We start from the raw sequence: 22,932 nt of genomic DNA, 5'->3' as shown, positions 1-22,932 counted from the left end.
GCCCCCTCAGATACCCTTGCCCCCCTAAATTTTCAGGAGTGCAAAGTGGTCAAAAAAAGCCTGCCCTTGTTACTGTTGTTGTGCGCCGCACCGGTGTTCGCCAAACCGGTACTGACGGTCTACACCTATGATTCTTTCGCTGCCGACTGGGGCCCTGGCCCGGCGGTCAAAAAAGCCTTTGAAGCCCAGTGCGACTGTGAGCTGAAGTTTGTCGCGCTGGAAGACGGCGTTTCGCTGCTTAACCGCCTGCGCATGGAAGGAAAAAACAGCGCCGCCGATGTGGTGTTGGGGCTGGACAACAATTTGCTGCAGGCCGCGCAACAAACCGGTTTATTTGCGCCAAGCGACGTCGACAGCACTAAGCTGAGCGTGCCCGGCGGCTGGCAGGATAAAACCTTCGTGCCTTATGACTACGGCTACTTTGCCTTCGTTTACAACAAAGAAAAACTGAAGAACCCGCCCAAAAGCCTGCAGGAACTGGTCGACAGTGACCAGAACTGGAAGGTGATTTACGAAGATCCGCGTACCAGCACGCCGGGCCTCGGCCTGCTGTTGTGGATGCAGAAAGTCTATGGCGACAAGGCTCCCGAAGCCTGGCAAAAGCTGGCAAAGAAAACCGTCACCGTGACCAAGGGCTGGAGTGAGGCTTACGGCCTGTTCCTGAAAGGCGAAGGCGACCTGGTACTCAGCTACACCACCTCTCCGGCCTACCATCTGATTGAAGAAAAGAAAGACAGCTACGCCGCCGCTAACTTCAGCGAAGGCCACTACCTGCAGGTCGAGGTGGCAGGCAAACTCAAGGCCGGCAAACAGCCGGAGTTGGCAGAGCGCTTTATGCAATTTATGGTGACCCCGGCATTCCAGAACAGCATTCCCACCGGCAACTGGATGTATCCGGTGATCAAAACCCAGCTACCGGCCGGGTTTGAGCAAATGACCGTACCGCAGACCGCGTTGCAATACAGCGCTGAAGAAGTGGCCAAACAACGCGGCAACTGGATCCGGGCATGGCAAACCGCCGTCAGCCACTGATCCCACGCTGGCTATGGCCGGGGCTGCTGGCTTCCGGTCTGATCCTGACCATCGCCGTACTGGCGATGGGTTCGCTGTGGCGACACGCGCCCGAAAGCGACTGGCAGGGTCTGTGGCAGGACAGCTACCTGTGGCACGTGGTGCGTTTCACCTTCTGGCAGGCGTTGCTGTCGGCACTGATCTCGGTGCTGCCCGCTATCCTGCTGGCGCGAGCGCTGTTCCGTCGCCGTTTCCCTGGCCGCCAATTGCTGCTACGGCTGTGCGCCATGACGCTGGTGCTGCCGGTACTGGTGGCGGTGTTCGGTCTGCTCAGTGTTTATGGCCGACAAGGCTGGCTGGCCGCAATATGCGGTTGGCTCGGCATTAACTACAGTTTCTCCCCCTATGGCCTGCAGGGCATTCTGTTGGCCCATATGTTCTTCAACCTGCCGCTGGCGACCCGCCTGCTGTTACAGGCGCTGGAAAACATTCCGGTCGAACAGCGTCAACTGGCTGCGCAGCTTGGCATGAGCGGGCGGCAGCAGTTCCGCTTTGTCGAGTGGCCGGCACTACGCCGCCAGATCCTGCCGAGCAGTGCGCTGATCTTTATGCTGTGCTTTGCCAGTTTCGCCACCGTATTGTCACTGGGCGGCGGGCCGCAGGCCACCACCATCGAATTGGCGATCTACCAGGCGCTCAGCTACGACTACGATCTCAGCCGTGCCGCGTTATTGGCACTGATCCAACTGGCCTGTTGCCTGGGGCTGGTGGTGCTCAGCCAGCGGTTAAGCCAGGCATTGCCGGTCGGCAATACTCACGCCCAAGTCTGGCGTAATCCGGAAGACAACCTGCGGCGTCGCGTTAGCGATTTTCTGCTGATCGCTGCCGCCCTGCTATTGCTGCTACCCCCACTGCTGGCGGTGATTGCCGACGGTGCCAACCAAAGCCTGGTCAGCGTGCTGCAACAGCCTGTGCTGTGGCAGGCGTTATTTACCTCATTACGCATTGCTCTCGGTGCCGGCGTACTGTGCGTGCTACTGACCATGATGCTGCTGTGGAGCAGTCGTGAGCTGAAGCTGCAACAGCGGCTACGCTGGGGCCAACGACTTGAGCTAAGTGGCATGGTGATCCTGGCAATGCCAGGCATCGTGCTGGCGACCGGTTTCTTCCTGCTGTTGAGTGACACCGTCGGGCTGCCGCAGTCGCCGTATGCGCTGGTGATCCTTACCAATGCACTGATGGCGGTGCCCTACGCGCTGAAAGTGCTGGAAAACCCGATGCGCGACCTGGCCGAACGCTACAACCCACTGTGCCTGTCGCTGGATATCCACGGCTGGCAGCGGCTGCGGCTTATCGAACTGAAAGCATTGCGCCGCCCACTGGCCCAGGCGCTGGCCTTCGCCTGCGTACTGTCGATTGGCGATTTCGGCGTCGTCGCCCTGTTCGGCAACGAGCACTTCCGCACTCTGCCTTACTACCTGTATCAACAGATCGGTGCCTATCGCAGCAATGATGGCGCGGTCACCGCCCTGTTGTTGCTGCTGTTGTGCTTCCTGCTGTTTACCCTGATTGAACGCTTACCGGGCCGCCATGATAGAGCTTGAAAAACTGACCTACCTGTATGAACACCTGCCGATGCGCTTTGACCTGCACATTGCGCCTGGCGAACGTGTTGCGGTGCTTGGCCCCAGCGGCGCGGGCAAAAGCACGCTGCTCAGCCTGATTGCCGGGTTCCTGCCGGCTGCCAGCGGCAGGTTGCGGCTCGACGGCAGCGATCACACCGCCACGCCACCGGCCAAACGCCCGGTCTCGATGCTGTTTCAGGAAAACAACCTGTTTGCTCACCTGAGGGTAGAGCAGAATATCGGGCTGGGTCTGGATCCGGGGTTGCGGCTGAATAACGATCAAAAGCAGCAATTAGCGCAAATTGCTCGCCAGGTGGGACTGGAAGAACATCTGTCGCGTCTGCCGTCCCAGCTTTCTGGTGGCCAACGCCAACGTGCCGCTTTGGCGCGCTGTCTGATCCGCCAGCGGCCGATCCTGCTGCTCGACGAACCTTTTTCGGCGCTCGATCCGGCATTACGCAATGAGATGCTGCAACTGCTGCAAGAGGTGTGCGACCAACGTAACCTGACGCTGCTGATGGTATCGCACAATCTGGATGACGCCGCGCGTATCGCCCCGCGTACCCTGCTGGTGGTCGATGGCCGTATTTTTTACGACGGCCCAACGCAGGCGTTGCTGGACGGCAGCGCACCGGAAGCCAGGGTGCTGGGCATTTCACACAAACCGTGATCTGCAGCGCGTTTTTTATGCTGCGCAAATAAACCTGTTGTGTGAATTTTGCGCCTGTGGTTTTATAAAAACCTGACTTTTTTTACTGATGATAAGGTTCCTTGTGATCGCATCCTCGCTGACTTCGACCCTACTAGTTACCGCGCTACCAGCCGCGGTGATGGTCGTCGTGCGTGTGGTGGTGGTCGTCGGCAATGCGCCGTAGGGTCCGAATCAACGCATCGATTCCCAAACCCCGCCGGCGCAAACCGGGCGGGGTTTTTAGTTTCAGTCCCCTGCCCAGAAAAGCGAACCGGCCTTGAGAAAGGATAGGAACATGGCAATTTCGGGCACGCCACAGCAAGGCAACAGCTTCACCGGCGCACAGTTGATCGTCCACCTGTTGGAACGTCAGGGCATCACCACCGTTGCCGGCATTCCCGGCGGCGCTGCACTGCCGCTGTATGACGCACTGAGCCAAAGCACCCGCATTCATCACGTACTGGCCCGCCACGAACAGGGCGCGGGCTTTATGGCACAGGGCATGGCACGCGCCAATGGCAAGGCGGCGGTGTGTATCGCCTCCAGCGGGCCGGGTGCCACCAACCTGGTCACCGCTATCGCCGACGCCAAGCTCGATTCCATCCCGCTGGTGTGTATCACCGGCCAGGTACCCTCTTCGATGATCGGTACCGACGCCTTCCAGGAAGTTGATACCTACGGCATCTCGATTCCTATCACTAAGCACAACCATTTGGTTCGCGATATCCGTGAACTGCCGCAGGTGATCTGCGACGCGTTCCGTATTGCCGAATCCGGCCGCCCTGGCCCGGTGTGGATCGATGTGCCGAAAGACGTGCAAACCGCGGTGATCACTCTGGATGAACTGCCGCCGATAGCTATTCCCGACGCGGCACCGGCCTTCGAGACCGCAGCCGTAGCGCAGGCCGCCGCGATGATCAACCGGGCCAAACGCCCGGTGCTGTACCTGGGCGGTGGCATCATTTGCGCCAATGCTTACCAACAGGCGATTGAGCTGGCGGAACGCGCCAACCTGCCGACCACCATGACGCTGATGGCGTTGGGTGCCATGCCGGTGCAGCACCCGCTGTCGCTGGGTATGCTGGGGATGCATGCCGCACGCAGCACCAACTTTATTCTGCAAGAGGCCGATCTGCTGATCGTACTGGGTGCCCGCTTTGACGATCGGGCGATTGGCAAAACCGAACAGTTCTGTCCGAACGCCGCCATCATTCACGTGGATATCGACCGTGCCGAACTGGGCAAGGTCAAGCAGGCCAACATTGCCATTCACGCCGACGTTGGCCAGGTATTGCAACAGCTGTTACCACAGATTGAGGCACAGCCGCGCAGCGAATGGCTGGAGACCGTCAACGGCCTGAAGCGCGAGTTCCCGTTCAGCATGCCGAATGCCGAAGATCCTCTGAGCCACTATGGGCTGGTGCTGGCTGCTGCGCGCTGCGTGGATGAAAGCGCCATTATCACCACCGATGTCGGCCAGCATCAGATGTGGGTGGCGCAGGCCTACCCGCTGAGCCGTCCGCGCCAGTGGCTGACCTCCGGCGGATTGGGCACCATGGGCTTCGGTCTGCCGGCAGCGATAGGTGCAGCCCTGGCCGAACCGCAGCGCAAGGTACTGTGCTTCTCCGGTGACGGCAGCCTGATGATGAACATTCAGGAAATGGCCACCGCCGTCGAGCATGATCTGGACGTGAAAATTATCCTGATGAACAACCAGGCGTTGGGGCTGGTGCATCAGCAGCAAACGCTGTTCTACCAGCAGCGCATCTTTGCCGCCGCCTATCCCAAGCGTACCGACTTTATCAAGATTGCCGCCGGTTTCGGGCTGGACACCTGTGATTTGAACGCCGCAGAAGATCCGCAAGCCGCGCTGGCCGAGGCGATCCAACGGCCTGGTCCTTGTCTGATCCACGCGCTGATTGATATCAATGAAAAAGTCTTCCCGATGGTGCCGCCGGGTGCCGCCAACATCGACATGATTGGAGAATAAGCCATGTCAGAACAATTGAATAATCCACAGGTGATCCTGGAACTGACGGTACGTAACCATCCCGGCGTGATGTCGCACGTGTGCGGCCTGTTTGCCCGCCGCGCCTTCAATGTAGAGGGTATTTTGTGTCTGCCGCTGAAAGACGGCAAACAGAGCCGTATCTGGCTATTGGTGGCGGACGATCAGCGGCTGATGCAGATGATAAGCCAGGTAGAAAAACTCGAAGATGTACTGCAGGTAAAACGCCACAGCGAGGACGTGCGGGTGTTTGAACAGTTGGAGGCCTTCTTCCAGTAATCTAAAGTTGTCTTTGAACCCGAGATACCCGGGCCTAGCGCACCGAGGGGCGCTCCGGCGGACAAGCCGCTACGACCCCTTCGGCACGCTCTCCCTAATAACGGGCTTTGTCACAGTCTGGGGCGAATAACCCCTTGTCACTGACCGGACAGCACCTTCCACAGCAAATGCCGGTAAACCGGCATCAGCGGCTGCAGGGACAGGTAATAAAAGGTGCCGAACGCCAGGATCCAGCTCAACACGCAGGCTATCCGCAGCCGCAGTGGCGACAGCCAGCGGCTCAAGCGGTCATTGCTGCGTTTACCTTCACGCCACCAGCGCCAGCTCAGCCAGGCGGCCAGCCAAATCAGCATCGCCACGGCAAACAGCAGCCATTTGAATAAGGCACTGTTGGCGCTGGCAGGAATGTCGATGGCCACGCCGGCCAGAATGCCCGGGAAGAAATAGACCGGCGGCCAGGTGATACAGCCGATAATGTTCGGCAATGCGAATTTGTACGGCGGCAAGTCCAGCATTCCGGCCACCATCGGCACCAGCGGGCGCGTCGGACCGACAAAACGACCAATCAAAACGGTTGCCATACTATGTTGATGCAGCGCGTGCTCGGTCTTGTCGAGCATCGCCTTGTTCTTTTTCAGGAACGACCAGCGGTGCAGCGGCCCCTTGAAAGCGCGGCCGATAAAGTAGGAGATCCAGTCCCCCAGCAGGCAACCGACGATCCCCGCCGCCCAGGCATAATAGAAGTCCACCTGGCCACTGCCGATCAGCGCGCCGATGCTGGCCATCATCACCGTACCGGGCAGCAACAGCCCTACCAGCGCCAGAGATTCCAGAAACGCGACGAACATGACCACCATCAGAGTGAAAGCCAAAGACTGGGTAATCAAATGCTGTAAATAGGCTTCCATTAAACCTCTGTTGGTTATCCAAAGCGCGTGGGCGTGGGATTGTCAGGTGCGGCCGGGAACGAGTCAACCGGTGAATTGTATGCGTTTTTGGCAGAACTGTGCGGCAATGGACAATTACTGTATAAAAACCCATACTATAACTTATGTCTTCTCCCTTATAGCTTAGCTTGTCAGGAACAGCGCGATGTCACTCCAACAGGGTTTCTTGCTCACCCGCCACTGGCGTGATACACCCGCCGGCACCGAGGTGGAGTTTTGGCTGGCGACCGACAGCGGCCCGCAGCAACTTCGCCTGGCACCGCAGACTTCGGTCGCCTTTATCCCGGCCGAACAGCGCCAACGCGCCGAGCTGTTACTGCGGGAAGAGCGGCAATGGGAGCTAAAACCGTTGCCGCTGACCGATTTCCATCATCGCCCGGTGTTGGGGCTGTATTGCCGTCAGCATCGTCAGTTGATCAAACTGGAAAGGCTGCTGAAAGACGGCGGCGTTAACCTCTATGAGGCCGATATTCGCCCGCCGGAACGCTACCTGATGGAGCGTTTTATCACCGCACCGGTCTGGTTCAGCGGCCAGGCCAACGGCAATGGCCCGTTGATCAACGGGCAAATGAAACCGGCACCGGAATACCGCCCGACCTTGAAACTGGTCTCGCTGGACATTGAAACCACCGCCCACGGCGAGCTGTACTCGATCGCGCTGGAAGGTTGCGGTCAGCGCCAGGTGTACATGCTCGGGCCGGCGAACGGGGGCAATGAAGCGCTGGATTTTGACCTGGAGTACTGCGTCAGCCGCCCGCAAATGCTGGAACGGCTGAATCAGTGGCTGGAGCGGCACGATCCCGATGCCATCATTGGCTGGAACCTGGTGCAGTTCGATTTACGGGTGCTGCAAAAACACGCTGAGCGTTACCAAATTCCGCTAAAACTGGGCCGCGGTGGCAACCTGCTCGAATGGCGTGAACACGGCTTCAAACAGAACCACTTTTTCGCCTCCGCTGCCGGTCGGTTGATAATCGACGGTATCGAGGCGCTGAAATCCGCCACCTGGAACTTCCCTTCTTTCAGCCTCGAACATGTGTCGCAGACGCTGTTGGGCGAAGGCAAGTCGATCGACAATCCCTACCAGCGAATGGCAGAAATCGACCGGCGCTTCGCCGAAGATAAACCAGCGCTGGCACGCTACAACCTCAAAGACTGCGAACTGGTGACGCAAATCTTCGCCAAGACCGATTTGCTGACCTTCCTGCTGGAGCGCGCCACGGTGACCGGATTGGCGGCCGACCGCAGCGGCGGTTCCGTCGCCGCATTCAGCAATCTGTATATGCCGCGCATGCACCGGCTGGGTTTTGTCGCCCCCAACCTTGGCGAGCAGCCGGAAGAGCACAGCCCCGGCGGCTTTGTGATGGATTCACAGCCCGGCCTGTATGACTCGGTGCTGGTGCTCGATTACAAGAGCCTGTACCCGTCGATCATCCGTACCTTCCTGATCGACCCGGTCGGACTGGTTGAAGGCATGCAACACCCCGGCGATGTCGATTCGGTGCCCGGTTTCCGCCATGCCCGTTTCTCGCGCAGCAAACACTGCCTGCCGGCGATCGTCGAGCAGATCTGGCAGGGCCGCGAAGCGGCCAAACGTCAGCAGAACAAAGCCTTGTCCCAGGCATTGAAGATCATCATGAACGCGCTGTACGGCGTATTGGGATCGAGCGGTTGCCGTTTCTTCGATCCCCGTCTGGCCTCGTCGATCACCCTGCGCGGCCATGAGATCATGCGCCAGACGCGCGAACTGATCGAGGCTCAGGGTTATCAGGTGATCTACGGCGATACCGACTCCACCTTCGTCTGGCTCAAACAGCCGCATGACGAGCAGCAGGCAGCGCAAATAGGCCGGACATTGGTTGAACAGGTGAACCAATGGTGGCAACAGCATTTGCAACAACAGTATGGGTTGGAGAATGCGCTGGAACTGGAGTTCGAAACCCATTACTCACGTTTCCTGATGCCCACCATTCGCGGTGCCGAACAGGGCAGTAAAAAACGTTATGCCGGACTGATCGCCAAACCGGACGGCAGCGAAGAGATGGTGTACAAAGGGCTGGAAACGGTACGCACCGACTGGACCCCGCTGGCGCAGCAGTTCCAGCAGCTGCTTTACCAACGTATTTTCAAACGCCAGCCGTATCAGGATTTTGTGCGTGAATACGTTCGCCAAACGCTTAACGGCGATTTCGACGATCGGCTGGTCTACCGCAAGCGCCTGCGCAGAAAGCTCGACGAATATCAACGCAACGTCCCACCACATGTCCGCGCAGCCCGCATCGCCGACGACTATAATCGTCAGCAGGGGCGACCGCTGCAATACCAGAACGGCGGCTGGATCAGCTATGTGATGACCGTGGCCGGGCCGGAACCGCTGGAAACCCAGCAGTCGGCGATTGATTACCCCCATTATCTGGAGCGCCAGTTGGAACCGGTGGCAGACGCTATACTGCCATTTTTGCATGACGATTTTACTACGCTGGTGACCGGGCAGATGGGCCTGTTTTAGCATTCAGCCCACTCTGCGGGTTTTGCGAAGGGTTAAAAAAATTCATCGGGTTTTGCAGGTGACGAACGCGCCGCCTTCCATTACCATAGCGCCCTTCCCAAATTCTGGACCACACTCCACCCATGCCGTCTCACGATGTATGCATGGGGTGAATAGCTATTGCCCGCCATATTAAAATAAATCGGGATTAGCAACGTTTGATACGGGTGCCGCGGCCCTTTCGCCCGGTAACAAGACTTACTTAAAGAATCGAGCCGACAATATATGCCTTTTACACTTGGTCAACGCTGGATCAGCGACACGGAAAGCGAATTAGGACTGGGAACCGTCGTGGCGCTGGATACGCGCATGATTACCCTGCTTTTCCCCGCCACCGGCGAAAACCGCCTCTATGCCAGAAATGACTCGCCAATCACCCGCGTGATGTTCAACCCGGGCGACACCATCAGCAACCACGAAGGTTGGGAGCTGCAGGTGGAAGAGGTCAAAGAGGAAAACGGCTTGCTGACCTATATTGGCACCCGCCTGGATACCCAGGAAAGCGGTGTGGCAATGCGTGAAGTGCTGCTGGACAGCAAACTGACCTTCAGCAAGCCACAGGACCGTCTGTTTGCCGGCCAGATCGACCGTATGGACCGTTTCGCCCTGCGTTTCCGTGCGCGCAAATACCAGAGCGAGCAGTATCGCCTGCCATTTGCCGGCCTGCGCGGCATGCGCGCCAGCCTGATCCCGCACCAGTTACATATCGCCTATGAAGTCGGCCAGCGCCATGCGCCGCGCGTGCTGTTGGCAGATGAGGTGGGTTTGGGTAAAACCATCGAAGCCGGGATGATCATTCACCAGCAATTGCTGGCAGGCCGTGCCGAGCGCGTACTGATCGTGGTGCCGGAAACCCTGCAGCACCAGTGGCTGGTCGAAATGATGCGCCGCTTCAACCTGTATTTCTCGCTGTTCGACGACAGCCGTTACTCCGAGGCCAAGCTCGACAGCAGCAACCCGTTTGAAACCGAACAGTTGGTGATCTGCTCGCTGGACTTCGTCCGTCGCAACAAACTGCGCCTGGAAGAGCTGGCCGACGCCCAGTGGGATCTGCTGGTGGTCGATGAAGCCCACCATCTGGCCTGGAGCGAAGAGGCACCAAGCCGCGAGTATCAGGTCATCGAACAACTGGCTGAGCACATTCCCGGCGTGCTGCTGCTGACCGCCACCCCGGAACAGCTCGGCCAGCAAAGCCACTTCGCCCGCTTGCGCCTGCTGGATCCGAACCGTTTCCACGATTACCAGGATTTTGTCGCCGAACAGCAAAAATATCGCCCGGTGGCCGATGCCGTCACCCTGCTGCTGAGCGGTGAACGCCTGGCCGATGACAAACTGAACCTGCTGGGCGAACTGATCGACGAGCAGGATATCGAACCGCTGCTGAAAGCGGCCAACAGCGACAGCGACAACAGTGAGCAGGCGCGTCAGGAACTGGTCACCATGCTGATGGACCGCCACGGCACCAGCCGCGTGCTGTTCCGTAACACCCGTAACGGCGTCAAGGGCTTCCCGCACCGTTTCCTGCACCAGATCAAACTGCCGCTGCCGACCCAGTATCAGACCGCGATTAAAGTGTCCGGCATCATGGGCGCGAAGAAAACCGTTGAGGCGCGCGCGCGCGATATGCTGTATCCGGAGCAAATCTATCAGGAATTCGAAGGCGAGAACGCCACCTGGTGGAACTTCGATCCGCGCGTTGAATGGTTGCTGAACTACCTGGTGGCCAACCGCCACGAGAAAGTACTGGTGATCTGCGCCCACGCCGCCACCGCGCTGCAGCTTGAACAAGTGCTGCGTGAACGTGAAGCGATCCGCGCCGCGGTATTCCACGAAGGCCTGTCGATTATCGAACGCGACCGTGCCGCCGCTTACTTCGCCTCAGAAGAAGATGGCGCTCAGGTGCTGCTGTGCTCGGAGATTGGCTCAGAAGGCCGTAACTTCCAGTTCGCCAGCCACCTGGTGATGTTCGATCTGCCGTTCAACCCGGACCTGCTGGAACAGCGTATCGGCCGTCTGGACCGTATCGGCCAGATGCATGACATTCAGATCATGGTGCCTTATCTGGAAAACACCGCTCAGGCGGTGCTGGGCCGTTGGTTCCACGAAGGGCTGGATGCCTTCGAGCACACCTGCCCGACCGGCCGTACCATTTATGACAGCGGCTACGAGCAGCTGATTGGTTTCCTGGCGGCACCGACCGAGCAGGAAGGGCTGGATGAGTTCATTCACCACTGCCGTCAGCAGCACGACCACCTGAAAGTGCAACTGGAGCAGGGCCGTGACCGCCTGCTGGAAATGCACTCCAACGGCGGCGAGAAAGCGCAGGCGCTGGCAGAGGCTATCGCCAATCAGGACAACGACGTCAACCTGGTGGGCTTTGCGCTTAACCTGTTCGATATCGTCGGCATCAACCAGGACGATCGCAGCGATAACCTGATTGTCCTGACGCCATCCGACCACATGCTGGTACCGGACTTCCCGGGCCTGCCGCAGGACGGCTGCACCGTGACCTTCGATCGCGAACAGGCACTGTCGCGTGAAGATGCGCAGTTCGTCAGTTGGGAACACCCGATTATCCGCAACGGCCTGGATCTGATCCTGTCCGGCGATACCGGCAGCTGTGCGGTTTCCCTGTTAAAAAACAAAGCGTTGCCTGTCGGCACCCTGCTGGTCGAACTGGTCTACGTGGTAGAAGCTCAGGCGCCGAAGCATCTGCAACTGACCCGCTTCCTGCCACCGACGCCAATCCGTATGCTGATGGACCGCAAAGGGACCAATCTGGCGGCACAGGTTGAATTCGAAAGCTTCAACCGTCAGTTGAACGCGGTTAACCGCCATACCTCCAGCAAACTGGTCAATGCGGTGCAACAGGATGTGCATGCCATGCTGCAACAGGCGGAAAGCCTGGTTGAAGAGCAGGCACGCGCATTGATAGAGCAGGCGAAACAGGAAGCGGATGACAAGTTGAGCACCGAGCTGGCGCGTCTGGAAGCCCTGAAGGCGGTCAACCCGAACATCCGTGATGACGAAGTCGAAGCGCTGGAGTTCAATCGCAAGCAGGTGCTGGTAAACCTGAATGAAGCAGGATGGCGTCTGGATGCTATCCGTCTGGTGGTGGTAACTCACCAGTAACCTGCGCACAGGGGAACTTCGGTTCCCCTGTTGTCACTTTCAGCGGAGCCAATTAGATGGAACCCTACAATCCCCCGCAAGGCCCGATGCATATTCTGTATCAGGATGAGCACATTATGGTGGTCAACAAACCGAGTGGCCTGTTGTCGGTACCCGGCCGCGCCCCGGAAAATAAAGACAGCCTGATGACGCGCATCCTGGCGGATCACCCGGCGGCAGAATCGGTGCATCGCCTGGATATGGCGACCAGCGGTGTGATTGTGGTGGCGCTGAACAAGGCGGCAGAGCGTGAGCTTAAACGCCAGTTCCGCGATCGCGAGCCGAAGAAATCTTACATCGCCCGCGTATCGGGCCATCTGGAGCACGATGAAGGCCTGGTGGACTTACCGCTGATTTGTGACTGGCCGAACCGGCCGTTGCAGAAGGTGTGTTTCGAGACGGGCAAAGCGGCGCAAACCGAGTATCTGGTGCTGTCACGCGACGCCGATGGCAGCACGCGGGTAAAACTCATGCCGATTACCGGCCGCTCGCATCAGTTACGCGTGCATATGCTGGCGCTGGGCCACCCAATCCTCGGTGACGGTTTCTACGCCCCGCCAGAAGTCAAAGCCATGGCGCCCAGGTTACAGCTGCATGCCCAGGAACTGCGTATTACCCACCCGGCGTTCCAGACCCCCATGCACTTTCGCGCCGAGCCGGATTTCTGAGTGGGATTAAAGACGGGCCCAGCATGCTGGGCCCTTATCTGGCATTCAGGATCAGACTTACTTGAAGCCTTTCTCACGCTTGATCAGATCGTACGCTGCCTGAATTTCCTGCGCTTTCTGCTTGGCCATTTCCATCATTTGCGGCGGTAAACCTTTCGCCACCAGCTTGTCCGGATGGTGCTCGCTCATCAGCTTGCGGTAAGCGCGCTTGATGGTGGTGGCATCGTCGCTACTGCTGACACCCAGCACTTTGCAAGCATCATCCAGCGTTGGCCCACGTTGCGCCTGCTGGAAACCGCCGTGCGAATAACCGCCCTGCTGACCGCCGCCAAACTGGCGCCCGCCTTCCATCATGCTGAGGAATTGATCGAACTGCGCACGCGAAATACCCAGTTCTTCAGCAATCACATACAGCACCTGCCGCTCGTTGGGATGCAGCGAACCGTCGGCGAATGCCGCCTGGATTTGAATTTCCAGAAACATCCGAATCAGGTCAAAACGGCCGAAACAAATGCTGCGGAACTGCTGCAGCGTTTCTCTCAGCGGAAACTGACTCTGTTTGCCTTCACGAAATGCCTGCTGCGCCGCGGTTCGAGCTTCTCCGTGCAGTTGCAGACGATCCATAAACAGGCTGGCGATCTGAATATCCGCCTCGGTAACGCGTCCTTTTGATTTGGTCAGGTGACCCATCACCTGAAAAGTGGTGCGGAAAAACAGAGTTTGCCGCGTTTGCTGGCCGGAGAAAAAGCCCCGGCTACGCTTATTGCTGCGCGCAGTATCGATCATATGACCGACAATCAGCCCCAAAACTACACCCCAGAATCCCGCGCCAGCCCAAACGGCCACGATGACCCCGAGCAGTTTTCCCCAATACTGCATATACTCCTCAATTATCATGCCGAAAGCCGACTGCTCCCTTCCGTCTTAGGTAAGGGTTAAGGCGATTTTTCTCAGGATTTGGATTATCATACCTGTCATTTATCTTTGCGCCTATCGACGACGCAAGTAAACGGCCGGATTTAACACTAGCGCAACGCAGATGAGTAATATAGTCTCTGACCGTTTGCCGGACATGACGCCTCTGATGACGGAACACCAAAACCGCGTATGAAAAAAAGTTTCCCAACACTGCTGGCCACACTGATTTGGACGGCACTCTACAGCCAGCACGCTCTGGCTGACCTTGCTGAGCAATGCATGCTTGGCGTTCCTGTTTATGATAAACCGCTGGTCAGCGGCGATCCCAACAGCCTGCCTGTCACCATTCACGCCGATGACTCCCGCGCGGACTATCCGAAAAGTGCGCTGTTCACCGGTAACGTGAATATTGAACAAGGCAACAGCACCCTGACCGCCAAACAGGTGGAACTGAACCAGACGCAAAATCCGGGGCAGACCGATCCGGTGCGCACCGTGACCGCTACCGGTGACGTGCACTACAGCGACAATCAGATCAAGCTGAAAGGCCCGAAAGCCTGGTCGAACCTGAACAACAAAGATACCGACGTTTATGAGGGTGACTACCAGATGGTAGGCCGTCAGGGGCGTGGCGATGCCGACAAGATGAAGATGCGCGGCGCCAACCGTTATACCATTTTGGAAAACGGCACCTTTACCTCCTGTCTGCCCGGCGACGACAGCTGGAGCGTGGTCGGTACCGAAGTGATCCACGACCGCGAAGAGCAGGTGGCGGAAATCTGGAACGCCCGCTTTAAAATTGGCGGCGTGCCGGTTTTCTACAGCCCGTACCTGCAATTGCCGGTCGGTGATAAACGTCGCTCCGGTTTCCTGATCCCGAACGCAAAATATGGCAGCAGCAATGGCTTTGAATTTATGCTGCCGTATTACTGGAACATTGCGCCGAACTTCGACGCCACCATCACACCGCACTACATGTCCCGACGCGGCCTGCAGTTGCAGAACGAATTCCGCTATCTGGTGCAGCCGGGCCTGGGCCTGATGGAGTTCGACTGGTTGCCGAACGATAAGGAATACAGCAAGGACAACCCTGACGACAGTAAACGTTGGTTGTTCTACTGGAACCACAATGGGGTGATGGACCAGGTGTGGCGCTTCAACGTCGACTACACCAAGGTCAGCGATTCCAAATACTTTACCGATCTGGATTCAACCTACGGTTCCACCACCGACGGCTATGCGACGCAGAAATTCAGCCTCGGCTACGCCATCGATAACTGGGACGCGACGTTAAGCTCCAAACAGTTCCAGATCTACGACGATACTGACCGCAGCCAATCCGACTCTTATAAAGTTCAGCCACAGCTGGACCTGAACTACTATAAAGACGATCTCGGCCCGTTCGATTTCCGCATTTACGGCCAGGCGGCCAAGTTCATCAGCGTCAACCCATACAGCCCGGACGCCACTCGTCTGCATATGGAACCGTCGTTGAGCCTGCCGCTGACCAACGGCTGGGGCAGTCTGAACACCGAAGCCAAACTGCTGGCAACCCACTATCAGCAGGATATTCCAGACGGTTTTGCCGCCAACTACAAGAGCCGTACCGGTAACAATGCGCCAGGTCTTGAAGACTCGGTCAACCGCGTGTTGCCGCAGTTCAAGGTCGACGGCAAGATGGTATTCGACCGCCCAATGGATTGGTCCGAAGGCTATACCCAGACCCTGGAACCGCGCATGCAGTACCTGTATGTGCCGTATCGCGACCAGAGCAACATCTACACTTACGACACCACGCTGCTGCAAACCGACTACTCCGGTCTGTTCCGTGACCGTACTTACAGCGGCCTGGATCGCATCGCTTCACAGAACCGTGTTTCAACCGGTTTGACCACGCGAATTTATGATGACGCGCTGATTGAACGTTTTAACGCTTCCGTGGGTCAAATTTACTACTTCAGCCGTTCCCGTACCGGTGACCAAACCACGGGCTACGATAACAATGATGATACCGGCAGCCTGGCCTGGGCCGGTGACACCTATTGGAAGATTGACGATCGTTGGGGCCTGCGTGGCGGCCTGCAGTATGACACGCGCCTTAATAGCGTTTCATTGGGCAACGGCGTACTGGAATACCGTCAGGATTCTGAACGCGTCCTGCAGTTGAACTACCGTTACGCCACGCCGGAGTATATTGAAACGGCACTGAACACCACGCAGGTTCCGGCCTATCAGGACGGTATTTCGCAGGTGGGCGTCACCGGCAGTTGGCCAATCGCCGATCGTTGGGCCGTCGTTGGGGCTTATTACTACGACACCCGTGCCAAGCAGTCCGCCGATCAGTTGCTCGGTGTGAAGTACAACACCTGCTGCTGGGCAGTGACCTTGGGCTATGAGCGTAAGATCACCGACTGGAATGGCAGCAACAATACCAGCGTTTATGACAACAAAGTTTCGTTCAACGTCGAACTGCGTGGCCTGAGCAGCGATCACAGTCTGGGCTCCGCGGAAATGTTGCGTTCCGGCATTCTGCCTTACCAGCGTGCATTTTGATGCTTTGTAACACTTTGAAAACGAGAACTTTAACCCGCATTTGCGGATTACATAATGGGAAATGTATGAAGAACTGGAGAACGCTTATTCTCGGATTGGTGGTTTGTGCCAATACCGCGTTCGCAGCACCCCAAGAAGTGGATAAAGTCGCCGCCGTCGTGGATAACGGCGTGGTCCTTGAGAGCGACGTAAGCACCCTGTTGCAGTCGGTGAAACTCAATGCACAGCAGGCCGGCCAGCAATTGCCGGATGACAAAACGCTTCGTCACCAGATCCTTGAGCGTCTGATTATGGATAACATCCAGCTGCAGATGGCCAAGAAAATGGGGATCAACGTTTCTGACGCCGATCTGGACAAAGCCATCGGCAACATCGCCGCACAGAACAAAATGAGCATCGATCAGATGCGCAGCCGTCTGGCGTATGAAGGCCTGAACTACAACACCTACCGTTCGCAGATCCGCAAGGAAATGCTGATTTCTGAGGTGCGTAACAATGAAGTGCGCCGCCGCGTCACTATCCTGCCGCAGGAAGTGGACTCACTGGCCGCCCAGGTTGGCGCTCAAAACGGTAGCGATACCGAAATGAACATCAGCCACATCCTGATCCCGCTGCCGGAAAACCCGTCGCAGGCGCAGGTAGACGACGCGGAAGCGCTGGCTAAAAAACTTATGGGTGAAATCAACGGCGGCGCCGACTTCGGCAAGCTGGCAATCTCCTACTCTGCCGACTCCCAGGCGCTGAAAGGCGGCAACATGGGCTGGGGCAAACTGCAGGAGATCCCGACCCTGTTCGCCGAAAGACTGGTTAACGCCAAAAAAGGCGATGTGGTTGGGCCAATCCGCTCCGGCGTCGGCTTCCACATCCTGAAAGTGAATGATATCCGTGGTGCCAACCAGTCGGTATCTGTTACCGAGGTTCACGCTCGTCACATTCTGCTGAAACCTTCTGTGGTGCTGACTGACGATCAGGCACGTGCCAAGTTGCAAGAGGTGGCCGAAGCCATCAAGAGCGGTCGCGCCAAGTTTGCTGACGAAGCCAAACAGCTTTCTCAGGATCCAGGTTCTGCATTGCAGGGCGGCGATCTGGGCTGGGCTTCTCCAGACATCTACGATCCGGCCTTCCGTGACGCGTTGATGAAGCTGAGTAAAGGCGAAGTCAGCCAACCGGTGCATTCTTCCTTCGGCTGGCACCTGATTCAGTTGCTGGATACGCGTCAGGTAGACAAAACCGATGCGGCGCAGAAAGATCGCGCTTACCGCATGCTGTTCAACCGCAAGTTTGCTGAAGAAGCGCAGACCTGGATGCAGGAACAACGTGCTCAGGCTTACGTGAAGATCCTTGACGGTAATGCACAACAATAATCGCATCGTAATCACCCCCGGCGAGCCTGCCGGGGTTGGGCCGGATTTGGTGGCAGCGCTGGCGCAACAGGATTGGCCTGTTGAACTGGTGGTGTGCGCGGATCCGGCCTTGTTGCTTGAACGCGCCCGGCAGTTAGACCTGCCGCTGCAACTGCGCACCTATCAGCCACAGCAACCTGCTCAGCCGCAGCGCGCGGGTACCTTGACGGTGTTGCCGGTCGCTACCGCTCATCCGGTAGTAGCGGGTGAGTTGAACGTAGGTAACAGTGCCTACGTGGTAGAAACCTTGGCGCGTGCCTGTGACGGTTGTCTGAACGGTGAATTCGCCGCGCTGATCACCGGCCCGGTGAACAAGGGCGTCATCAACGACGCCGGCGTGCCGTTCATTGGCCATACCGAATTCTTTGCCGATCGCAGCGGTTGCGATCGCGTGGTGATGATGTTGGCGACCGAAGAGCTGCGCGTGGCGCTGGCGACCACCCACCTGCCCTTACTGGCGGTGCCTGGCGCTATCACCCGGCAAAGCCTGCATGAAGTCATCCGCATTCTCGACCACGACCTGAAAACCAAATTTGGCCTCGCCCAACCGCAGATCTACGTCTGTGGCTTGAACCCGCATGCCGGGGAAGGCGGCCATATGGGACGTGAAGAGATAGATACCATCATCCCGGCGCTCGACGCGCTGCGTGCTGAAGGTATCACTCTGATCGGCCCACTGCCGGCAGACACCCTGTTCCAGCCCAAGTATCTGCAACATGCCGATGCGGTGCTGGCGATGTATCACGATCAGGGTCTACCGGTGCTAAAATACCAAGGGTTCGGCCGGGCGGTAAATATTACCCTCGGTTTGCCTTTTATCCGTACCTCGGTCGACCACGGTACCGCTTTGGAACTGGCCGGCACCGGCACCGCCGATGCAGGCAGTTTTAAAACGGCCTTGAATCTCGCCATTAAAATGATAATTAATTGTAATGAATAATAAAGTCCACCAAGGGCACTTTGCCCGCAAACGCTTTGGACAGAACTTTTTAACCGATCAGTTTGTCATCGACAGCATTGTCTCCGCCATTCACCCGATGCCGGGTGAAGCGGTAGTTGAAATCGGTCCCGGCCTGGGCGCACTGACCGAGCCGGTCGGCGCACGCATGGATCGCATGACGGTGATTGAGCTGGACCGCGATTTGGCGGCCCGCCTGGCAAATCACCCACAGCTGAAAGACAAACTGACCATTCACCAGCAAGATGCCATGACGGTGAACTTTGCCGAAATGGCCGAACAGGCTGGCCAGCCGCTGCGCGTGTTTGGTAACCTGCCGTATAACATTTCGACGCCGCTGATGTTCCACCTTTTCAGCTATACTCAGGCCATTCGCGACATGCACTTTATGTTGCAGAAAGAAGTGGTTAACCGCCTGGTTGCCGGCCCGAACAGCAAGGCCTACGGGCGTTTGACCGTAATGGCGCAGTACTACTGCAACGTTATTCCGGTGCTGGAAGTGCCACCGACCTCCTTCACCCCGGCACCGAAAGTGGATTCCGCCGTGGTGCGTCTGGTGCCACACCTGGTGAACCCGAACCCGGTAGGCGACGTGCGGATGCTGAGCCGTATCACCACTCAGGCGTTCAACCAACGCCGGAAAACCGTCCGTAACAGCCTGGGCGACCTGTTCACCCCAGAGCAACTGACGGAGTTGGGTATCGATCCGATACTGAGAGCAGAGAATATTTCTGTGGCGCAATACTGTAAGCTGGCCAACTGGCTTTCAGCCAATCCCGCGCCGCAGCAATAAGGAGTAGTGGTCATGATTGATTCGCCCCGCGTATGTATTCAGGTACAAAGTGTCTATGTGGAATCACAGTCGATACCTGAGGAAGAACGTTACGTCTTCGCTTATACCATCACCATCCGCAATTTGGGGCGTTTCAATGTGCAACTGCTGGGCCGCTACTGGCTGATCACCAACAGCAATGGCCGTCAGACCGAAGTTCAGGGCGAAGGCGTCGTCGGCGAACAGCCGCTTATCCCGCCCGGTGGAGAATTCCAATACACCAGCGGCGCGATCCTTGAAACGCCATTGGGTACCATGGAAGGCCATTACGAAATGGTTGATCATCAGGGTCAGCCGTTCCAGACCGCTATTCCGGTGTTCCGCTTAGCTATCCCAACGCTGATTCACTAATTATGTCGACATATCTTATCGGCGACGTTCATGGCTGTTTTGATGAACTGAAATCGCTATTGGCCCAGGTGGCTTTCGATCCTCAGCAAGACCAGCTGTGGCTGACCGGCGATTTGGTCGCCCGCGGCCCCGGTTCACTGGATGTATTGCGCTACGTGCGTTCACTCGGCCCTGCGGTACGCATGGTGTTGGGCAACCACGACCTGCACCTGCTGGCGGTCTACGCCGGTATCAGCCGCAACAAACCCAAAGACCGCATCACCCCGCTGTTGGAAGCCCCGGACGCCGACGAGTTGATCAACTGGCTGCGCCGCCAACCGGTATTGCAGGTAGATGAACAACTCAAGCTGGTGATGGCACATGCCGGTATCACGCCGCAGTGGGACATTGAAACCGCGCAACTGTGCGCCCGTGAAGTGGAAGCGGTGCTGAGCAGCGACAGCTACCCACTGTTCCTCGATGCCATGTACGGCGATATGCCGAACAACTGGAGCCCGGAGCTGAGTGGGCTGGCGCGCTTGCGTTTCAGCACCAATGCCCTGACGCGCATGCGTTACTGCTTCCCGAATGGCCAGCTCGACATGATCTGCAAAGATGCGCCAGGCACCGCGCCTGCGCCGCTCAAACCCTGGTTTGAGTTGCCACGATTGGTCGATGCCGATTACACCATTATCTTTGGTCACTGGGCATCACTGGAAGGCAGAGGTACACCGGCAGGCGTTATTGGCCTCGATACCGGCTGCTGCTGGGGAGGCGATCTGACCATGCTGCGCTGGGAGGACCAACAGTACTTTACCCAACCTGCCAATCGCCGGGATCTGCTGGACGGCGTGCACCAACAGGCCGCGTCATAATCAAGCCGGGGCGGTCAATGCCGCCCCGCTGTTTTCTTCTTAAGCCCCAATCACTCCACCGTCTTCACGCGTAATCATCAATACTGACGAGCGCGGACGCGGACTATTGTTCGGGAAATGAGAGTCTCCTTCTTCCCCCGGATGCTGAACGTTGACGAACATCGTCTTGTAATCCGGCGTGAAGGTAATCCCGGTCAGCTCACACGACTTTGGCCCAACCATAAAGCGGCGGATCTCGCCACTGAGTGGATCGCCCACCAGCATCTGGTTGTTCCCCTGCCCGGCATAATCGCCCTTGTTACTGTATTTACCGTCGGTGAGGATCCACAGGCGACCGGACTTATCAAAGCCCAACCCGTCCGGGCTGTTAAAGGTATTGTCTGCCGTGATATTTGGCGTACCGCGGTTCACCCCTTCCGGATGCGCAATCGGGTTGCCGCACAGCGCATAAATATCCCAGGTGAATGACGCCGCCGTAGCATCGCCGCCCTCATCCCAACGGATAATCTGGCCATAGACATTGTTCGGGCGCGGGTTAGCCGCGTTCAATGGCATGCCTTCTTCGCCGCGCTTGCTGTTGTTGGTCAGTGTGCAGTAGGCACGACCATCATGCGGGTTGACCGCGATCCATTCCGGACGGTCCATTTTGGTGGCGCCCACCTGTGCCGCGGCCTTGCGGGCGAAGATCAACACTTCGGCCTCATCACAGAAACCGTTTTCCGGCGTCAGGCCATTTTTGCCGAACTCCAGGGCAATCCAGCGGCCGGTGCCTTTCAACGGCGTGCCGCCGGCATCACCGTCAAACTGCGCCACATACAGCGTGCCTTCGTCCAGCAAACTACGGTTATTGGCCGGGTTAGCCACGTCCACCACACCCTTGGAAACGTACTTGTAGATGTGTTCCCCGCGCTCATCGTCGCCCATGTAAACCACCAGGCGACCATCCTTGGCAACGGTTACCGCAGCATTTTCATGTTTGAAGCGGCCCAGCGCCGTGTGTTTGATTGGCGTCGAAGTTGGATTCATCGGGTCGATTTCGACGATCCAGCCATGACGGTTAAATTCATTCGGATTCTTCGCCACGTCAAAACGCTCGTCGTAATCCGGCCAATTGCGCTCCGGTTCGCTGACTTTTAGCGTATAGCGCTTTTGATCCGCCGTGGTCTTATAGTCGGCCTGATGGGTGCCGAAATAGGTATCGAAGTTCTCTTCGCAGGTCAGATAAGTCCCCCAGGGCGTTTTACCGTTGGCACAGTTGCCGAAGGTGCCCAGTACCTTGCGCCCGGTCGGGTCGGCTGCCGTTTGCAGCAATGCATGACCGGCGGCCGGGCCGCTGAACTGCATCTCGGTGTTGGCCGTAATACGACGGTTATAGCGCGACGGACGCTCTACTTCCCAACGCTGGCTGTCACCGGCGCGCTTCACTGCCACGATAGAAACACCGTGCGCGGCCTGCGATTTACGCACATCTTCCAGACTGGTGGCTTTGCTGCCGCCATGGGCAAACAGATACTGCTCGTTAACATATTCATTGTTGATGGCCATCACGCCGTGATTATCATCAATCGGGAAGAAGCTCATACCATCGTTGTTGTCGCCGAACTGCTTTTCCTGGTCGGCGGCACTGTTGTTACCCTGCGGGTCAAAAGCGGCAGCGCCCTCTACCAGCGGCTCACCCCAGGAGATCAGCACCTCGGCACGGTACCCCGGTGCAATCACCACCTCATCGGCCGTTGAGGCCGCAATGCCTTTGAAACCCAGCAGCTTGTTCGGCGGTAAATCCTCGGCCAGTGCTTCGGCGGAAACCGTCCAGATGCCGCCGCCGAGGAAACCGGCCAGGCCTACGGCTCCGGCGCTGCCCAGCAGCAGTTTACGACGGGTGGGATCGGTCAGGCGGTCGGCATCTAATGGCTCAATTTTGCTCGTCATTGCATTGCTTCCTTTTTTAAATGGCGCCGCAGTCAAGATTCACCAGAGTTGCCGGGCGCTCAGAGTTGGGCTTCATACTAATCAGGAAGTGTGACGAAAATGTTACAATCAGAAGTCGGCGGAGGTTTGCCGCAGAAACGACAAAGGGCGCAATCTCTTGCGCCCTCAGGAAGATACAACTAACGC

Annotated in this window: 18 protein-coding genes; 15 read left to right on the top strand and 3 right to left on the bottom strand. The window is 57.7% G+C overall.

The features are described 5' to 3' along the window. Positions 1–45: 45 nt before the first annotated feature. The 6 genes from thiB (at position 46) to ilvN (ending at position 5,614) form a co-directional block, all read left to right on the top strand. Positions 46–1,032: a thiamine ABC transporter substrate binding subunit gene (gene thiB / locus SERS4_RS0104165; protein ID WP_017891588.1), complete on the top strand. Its 987-nt coding sequence runs from the start codon at positions 46–48 to the stop codon at positions 1,030–1,032. Continuing rightward, entirely contained in the window at positions 1,008–2,615 is a 1,608-nt protein-coding gene (gene thiP / locus SERS4_RS0104160; protein ID WP_017891587.1) for a thiamine/thiamine pyrophosphate ABC transporter permease ThiP, read from the top strand. The genes thiB and thiP overlap by 25 nt, the downstream gene beginning before the upstream one ends. Continuing rightward, the gene (thiQ, locus tag SERS4_RS0104155; RefSeq protein WP_017891586.1) at positions 2,602–3,306 is read left to right on the top strand and encodes a thiamine ABC transporter ATP-binding protein ThiQ; all 705 of its coding nucleotides are present in this window, start codon (positions 2,602–2,604) and stop codon (positions 3,304–3,306) included. Before thiP ends, thiQ begins: the two co-directional genes overlap by 14 nt. An 88-nt stretch (positions 3,307–3,394) precedes the next feature. Further along, a complete protein-coding gene (gene ivbL, locus SERS4_RS26920; RefSeq protein ID WP_371257883.1) occupies positions 3,395–3,511 on the top strand; it encodes an ilvB operon leader peptide IvbL in 117 nt (38 codons plus the stop codon). 111 nt (positions 3,512–3,622) lie between these two features. Beyond that, positions 3,623–5,317 carry an acetolactate synthase large subunit gene (gene ilvB / locus SERS4_RS0104150; RefSeq protein ID WP_017891585.1) on the top strand — a complete coding sequence of 565 codons (1,695 nt, stop codon included), beginning with the start codon at positions 3,623–3,625 and terminating at the stop codon, positions 5,315–5,317. A gap of 3 nt (positions 5,318–5,320) precedes the next feature. After that, on the top strand, positions 5,321–5,614 hold the full coding sequence (gene ilvN / locus SERS4_RS0104145; protein ID WP_012005184.1) for an acetolactate synthase small subunit: 294 nt from the start codon (positions 5,321–5,323) through the stop codon (positions 5,612–5,614). Between the two features lie 137 nt (positions 5,615–5,751). Here ilvN and SERS4_RS0104140 read toward each other — a convergent pair whose 3' ends face one another. Continuing rightward, entirely contained in the window at positions 5,752–6,522 is a 771-nt protein-coding gene (locus tag SERS4_RS0104140) for a DedA family protein (protein ID WP_017891584.1), read from the bottom strand. 184 nt (positions 6,523–6,706) lie between these two features. On the opposite strand from SERS4_RS0104140, the gene SERS4_RS0104135 reads away from it, so the two are divergent. From SERS4_RS0104135 to rluA, 3 genes are all read left to right on the top strand, one after another. Then, positions 6,707–9,070: a DNA polymerase II gene (locus SERS4_RS0104135; protein ID WP_017891583.1), complete on the top strand. Its 2,364-nt coding sequence runs from the start codon at positions 6,707–6,709 to the stop codon at positions 9,068–9,070. Between the two features lie 264 nt (positions 9,071–9,334). Further along, positions 9,335–12,241 carry an RNA polymerase-associated protein RapA gene (gene rapA, locus SERS4_RS0104130; RefSeq protein ID WP_012005181.1) on the top strand — a complete coding sequence of 969 codons (2,907 nt, stop codon included), beginning with the start codon at positions 9,335–9,337 and terminating at the stop codon, positions 12,239–12,241. Positions 12,242–12,297: 56 nt separating this feature from the next. Next, positions 12,298–12,948, top strand: coding sequence for a bifunctional tRNA pseudouridine(32) synthase/23S rRNA pseudouridine(746) synthase RluA (gene rluA / locus SERS4_RS0104125; RefSeq protein ID WP_012005180.1), 651 nt, complete (start codon positions 12,298–12,300; stop codon positions 12,946–12,948). A 57-nt stretch (positions 12,949–13,005) separates the two neighbouring features. Here rluA and djlA read toward each other — a convergent pair whose 3' ends face one another. Then, positions 13,006–13,827 (bottom strand): co-chaperone DjlA, encoded by an 822-nt coding sequence (gene djlA, locus SERS4_RS0104120; protein ID WP_017891582.1) that lies wholly within the window; start codon positions 13,825–13,827, stop codon positions 13,006–13,008. A 228-nt stretch (positions 13,828–14,055) separates the two neighbouring features. On the opposite strand from djlA, the gene lptD reads away from it, so the two are divergent. The 6 genes from lptD (at position 14,056) to apaH (ending at position 20,817) form a co-directional block, all read left to right on the top strand. After that, positions 14,056–16,419 carry an LPS assembly protein LptD gene (lptD, locus tag SERS4_RS0104115; protein ID WP_017891581.1) on the top strand — a complete coding sequence of 788 codons (2,364 nt, stop codon included), beginning with the start codon at positions 14,056–14,058 and terminating at the stop codon, positions 16,417–16,419. 65 nt (positions 16,420–16,484) lie between these two features. Beyond that, positions 16,485–17,783 carry a peptidylprolyl isomerase SurA gene (gene surA, locus SERS4_RS0104110; protein WP_012005177.1) on the top strand — a complete coding sequence of 433 codons (1,299 nt, stop codon included), beginning with the start codon at positions 16,485–16,487 and terminating at the stop codon, positions 17,781–17,783. Then, positions 17,770–18,762 carry a 4-hydroxythreonine-4-phosphate dehydrogenase PdxA gene (pdxA, locus tag SERS4_RS0104105; RefSeq protein WP_017891579.1) on the top strand — a complete coding sequence of 331 codons (993 nt, stop codon included), beginning with the start codon at positions 17,770–17,772 and terminating at the stop codon, positions 18,760–18,762. The genes surA and pdxA overlap by 14 nt, the downstream gene beginning before the upstream one ends. After that, complete coding sequence (gene rsmA, locus SERS4_RS0104100; protein ID WP_012005175.1) at positions 18,755–19,573, top strand: 16S rRNA (adenine(1518)-N(6)/adenine(1519)-N(6))-dimethyltransferase RsmA; 819 nt, start codon at positions 18,755–18,757, stop codon at positions 19,571–19,573. Before pdxA ends, rsmA begins: the two co-directional genes overlap by 8 nt. Positions 19,574–19,585: 12 nt before the next feature. Further along, positions 19,586–19,963: a Co2+/Mg2+ efflux protein ApaG gene (gene apaG / locus SERS4_RS0104095; RefSeq protein ID WP_012005174.1), complete on the top strand. Its 378-nt coding sequence runs from the start codon at positions 19,586–19,588 to the stop codon at positions 19,961–19,963. A gap of 2 nt (positions 19,964–19,965) precedes the next feature. Then, positions 19,966–20,817: a bis(5'-nucleosyl)-tetraphosphatase (symmetrical) ApaH gene (gene apaH / locus SERS4_RS0104090; RefSeq protein ID WP_012005173.1), complete on the top strand. Its 852-nt coding sequence runs from the start codon at positions 19,966–19,968 to the stop codon at positions 20,815–20,817. A 39-nt stretch (positions 20,818–20,856) separates the two neighbouring features. On the opposite strand, the gene SERS4_RS0104085 is transcribed toward apaH, so the two are convergent. Next, a complete protein-coding gene (locus tag SERS4_RS0104085; RefSeq protein ID WP_017891578.1) occupies positions 20,857–22,746 on the bottom strand; it encodes a PhoX family phosphatase in 1,890 nt (629 codons plus the stop codon). Positions 22,747–22,932: the final 186 nt, after the last annotated feature.

This window comes from Serratia sp. S4 (assembly GCF_000347995.1).
GTDB classification, from domain to species: Bacteria; Pseudomonadota; Gammaproteobacteria; order Enterobacterales; family Enterobacteriaceae; genus Serratia; species Serratia quinivorans.
This window is presented reverse-complemented; position numbering and strand designations above follow the sequence as displayed.

What these genes read in the sequence shown, in the direction of transcription:
- thiP (WP_017891587.1), top strand. Translation starts at nt 1,008, where the DNA reads ATGGCAAACCGCCGTCAGCCACTGATCCCACGCTGGCTATGGCCGGGG.
- thiQ (WP_017891586.1), top strand. Translation starts at nt 2,602, where the DNA reads ATGATAGAGCTTGAAAAACTGACCTACCTGTATGAACACCTGCCGATG.
- ivbL (WP_371257883.1), top strand. Translation starts at nt 3,395, where the DNA reads ATGATAAGGTTCCTTGTGATCGCATCCTCGCTGACTTCGACCCTACTA.
- ilvB (WP_017891585.1), top strand. Translation starts at nt 3,623, where the DNA reads ATGGCAATTTCGGGCACGCCACAGCAAGGCAACAGCTTCACCGGCGCA.
- ilvN (WP_012005184.1), top strand. Translation starts at nt 5,321, where the DNA reads ATGTCAGAACAATTGAATAATCCACAGGTGATCCTGGAACTGACGGTA.
- SERS4_RS0104140 (WP_017891584.1), bottom strand. Translation starts at nt 6,522, where the DNA reads ATGGAAGCCTATTTACAGCATTTGATTACCCAGTCTTTGGCTTTCACT.
- SERS4_RS0104135 (WP_017891583.1), top strand. Translation starts at nt 6,707, where the DNA reads ATGTCACTCCAACAGGGTTTCTTGCTCACCCGCCACTGGCGTGATACA.
- rapA (WP_012005181.1), top strand. Translation starts at nt 9,335, where the DNA reads ATGCCTTTTACACTTGGTCAACGCTGGATCAGCGACACGGAAAGCGAA.
- rluA (WP_012005180.1), top strand. Translation starts at nt 12,298, where the DNA reads ATGGAACCCTACAATCCCCCGCAAGGCCCGATGCATATTCTGTATCAG.
- djlA (WP_017891582.1), bottom strand. Translation starts at nt 13,827, where the DNA reads ATGCAGTATTGGGGAAAACTGCTCGGGGTCATCGTGGCCGTTTGGGCT.
- lptD (WP_017891581.1), top strand. Translation starts at nt 14,056, where the DNA reads ATGAAAAAAAGTTTCCCAACACTGCTGGCCACACTGATTTGGACGGCA.
- surA (WP_012005177.1), top strand. Translation starts at nt 16,485, where the DNA reads ATGAAGAACTGGAGAACGCTTATTCTCGGATTGGTGGTTTGTGCCAAT.
- pdxA (WP_017891579.1), top strand. Translation starts at nt 17,770, where the DNA reads ATGCACAACAATAATCGCATCGTAATCACCCCCGGCGAGCCTGCCGGG.
- rsmA (WP_012005175.1), top strand. Translation starts at nt 18,755, where the DNA reads ATGAATAATAAAGTCCACCAAGGGCACTTTGCCCGCAAACGCTTTGGA.
- apaG (WP_012005174.1), top strand. Translation starts at nt 19,586, where the DNA reads ATGATTGATTCGCCCCGCGTATGTATTCAGGTACAAAGTGTCTATGTG.
- apaH (WP_012005173.1), top strand. Translation starts at nt 19,966, where the DNA reads ATGTCGACATATCTTATCGGCGACGTTCATGGCTGTTTTGATGAACTG.
- SERS4_RS0104085 (WP_017891578.1), bottom strand. Translation starts at nt 22,746, where the DNA reads ATGACGAGCAAAATTGAGCCATTAGATGCCGACCGCCTGACCGATCCC.